At 65.9% G+C, this 7,019-nt stretch carries 6 protein-coding genes; 5 read left to right on the forward strand and 1 reads right to left on the reverse strand.

From position 1 onward, the window contains the following. Window positions 1-7: 7 nt before the first annotated feature. Window positions 8-1,327 (reverse strand): helix-turn-helix domain-containing protein, encoded by a 1,320-nt coding sequence (locus ACFQ4E_RS10945; protein ID WP_386803452.1) that lies wholly within the window; start codon window positions 1,325-1,327, stop codon window positions 8-10. Between the two features lie 225 nt (window positions 1,328-1,552). On the opposite strand from ACFQ4E_RS10945, the gene ACFQ4E_RS10950 reads away from it, so the two are divergent. The 5 genes from ACFQ4E_RS10950 to ACFQ4E_RS10970 all read left to right on the forward strand — a co-directional run bounded on the left by ACFQ4E_RS10950 (window position 1,553) and on the right by ACFQ4E_RS10970 (window position 6,827). Continuing rightward, window positions 1,553-2,917, forward strand: coding sequence for a substrate-binding protein (locus ACFQ4E_RS10950; RefSeq protein WP_386803454.1), 1,365 nt, complete (start codon window positions 1,553-1,555; stop codon window positions 2,915-2,917). Between the two features lie 125 nt (window positions 2,918-3,042). Continuing rightward, window positions 3,043-4,074, forward strand: a complete 1,032-nt coding sequence (locus ACFQ4E_RS10955) for a branched-chain amino acid ABC transporter permease (RefSeq protein WP_386803456.1) — start codon at window positions 3,043-3,045, stop codon at window positions 4,072-4,074. 4 nt (window positions 4,075-4,078) lie between these two features. After that, on the forward strand, window positions 4,079-5,293 hold the full coding sequence (locus ACFQ4E_RS10960; RefSeq protein ID WP_386803458.1) for a branched-chain amino acid ABC transporter permease: 1,215 nt from the start codon (window positions 4,079-4,081) through the stop codon (window positions 5,291-5,293). Window positions 5,294-5,303: 10 nt separating this feature from the next. Continuing rightward, complete coding sequence (locus ACFQ4E_RS10965) at window positions 5,304-6,059, forward strand: ABC transporter ATP-binding protein (RefSeq protein ID WP_386803460.1); 756 nt, start codon at window positions 5,304-5,306, stop codon at window positions 6,057-6,059. A gap of 12 nt (window positions 6,060-6,071) precedes the next feature. Then, a complete protein-coding gene (locus tag ACFQ4E_RS10970) occupies window positions 6,072-6,827 on the forward strand; it encodes an ABC transporter ATP-binding protein (protein WP_386803462.1) in 756 nt (251 codons plus the stop codon). Window positions 6,828-7,019: the final 192 nt, after the last annotated feature.

Genomic DNA, 7,019 nt, shown 5'->3' on the forward strand with positions numbered 1-7,019 from the left:
GGTCCTGTCAAAACACCTCTGGCCCGGTTTCGCCGAGGATCGACGGCTCGCGGCGGCCGTGGCAGCCCGGGCGCGGGCAGATCCGGCAGCTCGTTCCGACCGGGAGCACCGTCGCGGGCGACGATGGCGCCTCGCGCAAGGGCAGAAGGATCATGTGCCCCTCGAAGAGCGGCGGGCGGTCGAGCGTGACCGGCCCGGCGGGCGCGGCGATGGCGACGGCCCTGAAGGTGCGCGGCGTCCGGCCCGGCTGTTCGACCAGATACGCGAGCGGGATCGCGGGCCTTGTCAGGGCCGCGAAGAGCGGCCAGAGCGGACAGGCGGAACCGGCCTTGGGCATCGGGAAATCCGGCAGCGGCCGCCGGTAGGTCAGCGCACCGGAGGCGTCGCAGATCGCGAGGCCCGCGGGTTCCCCCAGAAGTGTCTCGGAGAGAGCGGCAAGGCGGCGCATGAGCTGGGCGGGATCGACGCCGAGCCGCCCTGCGGCGGCGATGGGATCGGGATCGGCGGGATCGATCGCGCCCGCCAGCCGCTCTTCGGGCAGCGCCCGGGCATCGGCGGCGTAACGGCGCAGAACGCGGGTGAGCATCTGGACCGCCATGTCGGACGCGCCCTCGCCCAGCTCGGCGGCAAGCTCGTCGGGCTCGGCCCCGCCGGTTTCGAGCTGGTCGAAGCGGTGCCCGGCATCGGCGAGGATCGCGTCGACCTCCTCCTGCGGCACGCCGGTGTCGGAGCGGTCCTTTTCGTTGGCGTCGAGAAAGCCCACAAGCGCGCGGCTAGTCTCGGCGAGGCGCGAGCTGTCCTCGTTGATATTGCGCAGGAAGCGGGCCTGCCATTCCGGCGCCACCTCGCCCGGCTCGGCCAGGATCGAGGCCGAGGAGCGGATGGCGGTCACGGTCGAGAGCATCTCGTGCAGCGCCGCGGCGAGCTCGGGATCGTGGGTCAGCCGGTCGGCCATGAGCTCGACCGAGCGCTCCAGCCCGTCGACCCGGCGCCGGGTCTCGGCAAGGAGGTTGGCCCAGCCGGGAAAGCGTCCCGCGAACTCGTCGGCGCGGTCGGTTTCGGGCTGGGCGCTGCGCGCATCGGCGGCGGCCTCGCGGAGCCCGGCGATCAGCGCGGCCTCGGCGCCTTCGGTCAAGACCGAGGGCTCGACCTCGAGAACCGAGGCGATCTTCAGGAGCAGCTTGCCCCCGATTCTCCGGCGATTGTGCTCGATGAGATTGAGGTAGGAGGGCGAGATTCCGGCGCGCTCGGCCAGTTCGGCCTGTTTCAGCCCCGACATGGTTCGGCGTTCGCGGATGCGGCTGCCCGTGAGCGTGTCGCGCGACATGACCTAGCCCTTCGACAACAAATGCTTTCTGCATCGCAACATAATGAAATTTACAATCGGAGGGAAGCGCCTGTTCATTATTTGACAAAAAAAGCGAGCTACCCGAACGGCTTGTTGCGTATTTTTACGACCGCTCCTCATACTATTGCCAGCACCTAACCGTGCCCTGCGTCCGGCGGAAGAGGAGCCACCGGATGCCGATAATAACCATTTGGGAGGAGATCCATGTCCATGGATAGACTGACGCGTCGTGGCGTTCTGAAGACGGGTGCCGTGGCCGGCGCAGGGCTTGCGCTGCCCACCTATCTCAGCGCCGCGCAGCACGAAGGCTTCACCAACGCGCCGACCGGCGACACCGTGACGCTCGGCTTCAACGTTCCCCAGACCGGACCCTATGCGGACGAAGGTGCCGACGAGCTGCGCGCCTTCGAGCTTGCGGTCGAGCACCTGAACGGTGGCGGCGACGGCGGCATGATGCAGACCTTCTCGTCGAGCGCGCTCGACGGCACCGGCATCCTCGGCAAGAAGGTCGAGTTCGTGACCGGCGACACGCAGACCAAGTCGGACGCGGCGCGCGCCTCGGCGCAGTCGATGATCCAGAAGGACAGCGCGGTGATGATCTCCGGCGGCTCGTCCTCGGGCGTGGCGATCGCGGTGCAGGGCCTCTGCCAGGAAGCCGGCGTGATCTTCATGGCGGGTCTGACCCACTCGAACGACACCACCGGCAAGGACCGCAAGGCGAACGGCTTCCGCCACTTCTTCAACGCCTACATGTCCGCTGCCGCGCTGGCACCGGTGCTAGAAGGCCTCTACGGCACCGACCGCAAGGCCTATCACCTGACCGCCGACTACACCTGGGGCTGGTCGCAGCAGGAATCGATCGCCGCGGCGACCGAGGCGCTTGGCTGGCAGACCGTCGAGAACGTGCTGACGCCACTGGCGCAGACCGACTTCTCGTCCTACATCGCGCCGGTTCTGAACTCGGGCGCCGACGTGCTGGTCCTGAACCACTACGGCGGAAACATGGTCAACTCGCTGACCAACGCCGTGCAGTTCGGCCTCAAGGAAGCGCAGGCCAACGGCAAGCAGTTCGAGATCGTCGTGCCGCTCTACTCCGAGCTGATGGCCCGCGGCGCAGGCCAGAACATCGCCGGCATCCCCGGCTCGCAGTCCTGGGACTGGAAACTCGAGAACCAGCTGGGCGAGCGCTACAAGGGCACCAATGCCTTCGTGAAGTCCTTCGGTGAGAAATACGGCTTCCCGCCGAGCCAGGCTGCCCACACCTGCTACGCGCAGACCCTGCTCTATGCAGACGCCGTGGCCCGTGCCGGGTCGTTCAACCCCTGCGCGGTTGTCGAAGCGCTCGAAGGTTACGAGTTCGACGGTCTCGGCAACGGCCCGACCCTCTACCGTGCCGCCGACCACCAGTGCTTCAAGGACGTGATCGTCGTGCGCGGCAAGGAGAACCCGGAGAACGAGTTCGACCTCGTGGAGATCGTCGAGGCGACCCCGGTCGAGCAAGTCACCTACGACAGCGAGCACCCGATGTTCGCGGGCGGCCAGCTGGGGTCCTGCAACCCGGGCGCCTGATCGCCAACGTCCCGGAGCCGCCGCACCTGACCAAACGCGGCTCCGGTTCGCACCCGGACGGGTCTCCTGGCCGTCCGGGTGCACCCGCATTTCATATCTACTGCTGAACCCGAGCGGATGGGACCATGGACGCGATAATCCTCCAGACCTTGAACGGGCTCGACAAGGGCTCGGCCTATGCGCTGATCGCGCTGGGACTGACACTGATCTTCGGCACGCTGGGCGTGGTGAACTTCGCGCATGGCGCGCTGTTCATGATCGGCGCCTTCTGCGCGGTGACGCTGCAGCGCATCCTGACGCTGAGCTACGTCACCGAAGACCCGACGAAGACCGACTTCCTCGGCAATCCCGCGAAGATCGAAACCCCTTATGTCCAAGCCTGGTTCGGCGAGGAGTTCGGCGCCGGGATCATCGACTGGTCGGTGCCGCTGGCGATCATCTTCGCCATCCCGATCATGATCGCCGTGGGCTTCGCGATGGAGCGCGGCCTGATCCGCTACTTCTACAAGCGCCCGCATGCCGACCAGATCCTCGTGACCTTCGGCCTCGCCATCGTGCTGCAGGAGATCATCAAGTATTTCTACGGCGCCAATCCGATCCCGACCCCCGCCCCCGAGGCGTTCCGCGGGTCGTTCGATTTCGGCGTCCTTCTGGGCTTCGACCCGAACGTCATCATCTACCCCTACTGGCGTCTGGTCTACTTCGCCTTCGCGGCGCTGATCATCGGTGCGGTCTTCGCCTTCCTGCAGTTCACCACCTTCGGGATGGTGGTCCGCGCGGGCATGGCCGACCGCGAGACCGTGGGTCTTCTGGGGATCGATATCGACAAGCGCTTCACGATCATGTTCGGCCTCGCCGCCGCGGTCGCGGGGCTCGCGGGCGTGATGTACGCGCCGATCAACTCTCCCAACTACCACATGGGCATGGATTTCCTGGTGCTGAGTTTCGTGGTCGTGGTCGTCGGCGGCATGGGGTCCCTTCCGGGCGCCGTGCTCGCCGGCTTCCTCTTGGGAATCCTCGAGAGCTTCGCCTCGATGACCGAGGTGATCAGCCTGATCCCGGGCATCAACCAGATCGTCATCTACGTCGTCGCCATCGTCGTGCTGCTGACGCGCCCGCGTGGCCTGATGGGCCGCAAAGGCGTGATGGAGGAATAAGACAATGCTCGGACTAGACCGCAAAGACGCCGTGCTCCTGGTACTCGTCGCGATCCTGACGCTCTGCGCGCCGTTCATCCTGAACCCGTTCCCGGCCTCGTCGAGCCTGGCGCAGTTCAATGCCGGCTACCCGGATCTGATGCAGCGCTTCGTGATCTTCGGGATCTTCGCCATCGGCTTCAACATCCTCTTCGGCCTCACCGGCTACCTGTCCTTCGGCCATGCCGCGTTCCTGGGCGTCGGCTCCTACGCGGCGGTGTGGATGTTCAAGCTCCTGACGATGAACGTCCTCCCGGCGCTGATCCTGTCGGTGATCGTCTCGGGCCTCTTCGCGCTGGTGATCGGCTACGTCTCGCTGCGCCGCTCGGGCATCTACTTCTCGATCCTGACGCTGGCCTTCGCGCAGATGTCCTTTGCCCTCGCCTATTCGGTGCTCACCCCGATCACCAATGGCGAGACCGGCCTGCAGCTGTCGCTGAACGACCCGCGCATCCTCGGCCAGTCGATGGCCGACGATGGCGGCATCCCGGTCACGAGCCTCTTCGGCATGGAGATGCGCGCGACCGAGGTGCTGAATCTCGGGCCCTGGCAGTTCCAGTTCTCGGTCGGCTACTACCTCTGCGCGCTGATCATGCTGGTGGCCTTCTACCTGTCGATCCGCATCTTCCGCTCGCCCTTCGGCATGATGCTGCGGGCGGTGAAATCGAACCAGCAACGGATGAACTATACCGGCCTGAACGCCCGGCCCTACACGCTCGCGGCCTTCGTGATCTCGGGCATGTATGCCGGTCTCGCCGGTGGCCTCCTGGCCTGCATGGACCCGCTCGCGGGCGCCGAGCGGATGCAGTGGACCGCCTCGGGCGAGGTGGTTCTGATGACCATCCTCGGCGGCGCGGGCACCCTGATCGGCCCGGTCCTCGGCGCGGGCTTCATCAAGTACTGCGAGAACATCTTCTCGAAGATCAACGACGGCGTCCTGCACCAGTGGTTCGCCTTCCTGCCCGACGGGATCGAGGACCTGCTTGTCACCATCGTGCATCCCTTCGTCGGCAAGGGCTGGTCGCTGACGCTCGGCCTTCTCTTCATGGCGGTGGTGATCTTCCTGCCCGGCGGTCTCGTCGAAGGCGGCCAGCGCATCCGCAACCTGTTCCGCCGCAAGGGCGCCAACGCCTCGGATGCCGAGGCGGATGCCGCAAAGCAGCAGACCCCGGCCGAGTGAGGAGAAAGACATGGGTATCCTCGAAGTCAAAGACGTGAACAAGCGCTTCGGCGGCCTGCAGGCCCTGGGCGACGTGAACCTGTCGGTCGCCGAGAACACGGTGCACGCGATCATCGGGCCGAACGGGGCGGGCAAGTCGACGCTCTTGAACTGCCTCGTCGGCAAGCTCATCCCCGACACCGGATCGGTGAGCTTCGCGGGCCGCTCGGTCCTGGGCCGCAAGCCCTACCAGATCAACCAGATGGGCATCTCCCGCGTGTTCCAGACGCCCGAGATCTTCACCGATCTCACGGTGATCGAGAACATGATGATCCCGGTTCTCGCCCGCCGCGACGGCGCCTTCAAGCTGCGCGCCATCGAGAACGTGCGCGCGGAGAAAAGCCTGATGGACGAGGCCGAGCACATGCTCGACGAGGTCAACATGCTCGACAAGCGCGACGCCCATTCCGGCTCGCTCTCGCGCGGCGACAAGCGGCGGCTGGAGATGGCGATGTGCCTGGTGCAGAAGCCCAAGCTCCTGCTTCTCGACGAGCCGACCGCGGGCATGGCCCGCGCCGACACCAACAACACGATCGAGCTTCTCAAGACCATCAAGGCGCGCGGCGACATCACCATGTGCATCATCGAGCACGACATGCATGTGGTCTTTTCGCTCGCCGACCGGATCACGGTGCTCGCGCAGGGGACCCCCCTGGTCGAGGACACGCCCGAGAACATCAAGGGCCATCCGAAGGTCAAGGAAGCCTATCTCGGCGAAGCGGCGTAAAGGAGCGACCCCATGAACGTCCGTCCCGATTTCTCGAAGAACGCCAACCACGCCGAGACCGCCCCGGCCTACCTCTCGGTCTGGGACATGCACGCCTATTACGGCGAGAGCTACATCATCCAGGGCATCACCTTCAACGTGCACGAAGGGGAGATCCTGGCGCTTCTCGGCCGCAACGGCGCGGGCAAGACCACGACGCTGCGCTCCATCGCGCGGCTCGGAAGCCCGCAGGTCCAGAAGGGCGAGATCTGGCTCGACCACCAGCCGCTCCACAAGATGGCGAGCCATCAGGCGGCGGTGGCGGGGCTCGGGCTGGTGCCCGAGGATCGCCGCATCATCCCCGGCCTGACGGTCGAGGAAAACCTGCAGCTCGCGCAGATCCAGGAACCCATCGGCTGGTCGCTCGATCGCCTCTACGAGCTCTTCCCGCGTCTTGGCGAGCGTCGCCGACAGGAGGGTGTGACGCTCTCGGGCGGCGAGCAGCAGATGCTGGCCATCGCCCGGGCGCTGGCGCGCGACATCAAGGTGCTCCTGCTCGACGAACCCTACGAGGGGCTCGCCCCGGTCATCGTCGACGAGATCGAAAAGACCCTGCGCCACATCAAGGAGCAGGGCATGACGACGATCCTTGTCGAGCAGAACGCCGTGCGCGCGCTGCAGCTCGCCGACCGCGCGATCATCCTCGACACAGGGTCCATCGTCTATGACGGCACGGCGGCGGAGGTTCTCGAGAACGAGGAGCTGCGCCACGAATACCTGGCGATCTGAGCCTCGGGAAACGGCTTGGCATTGCCGAAAGGTCGGGGGCGCCTGCCCCCGGCCTTTTTCGTTAGAACGGCGGCGGAACAGGACGCTGCACGATCGCGTTTTGCCAGCAACCTGGAGGAGGAGACAGAGATGAGTCATCACGATCCGAACGCGACGTTTGCGCCGAGTGACGAGGTTGTGTCGCGGGCGCAT

It is taken from the genome of Litorisediminicola beolgyonensis (genome assembly GCF_042679605.1).
Taxonomy (GTDB): Bacteria; Pseudomonadota; Alphaproteobacteria; order Rhodobacterales; family Rhodobacteraceae; genus Litorisediminicola; species Litorisediminicola beolgyonensis.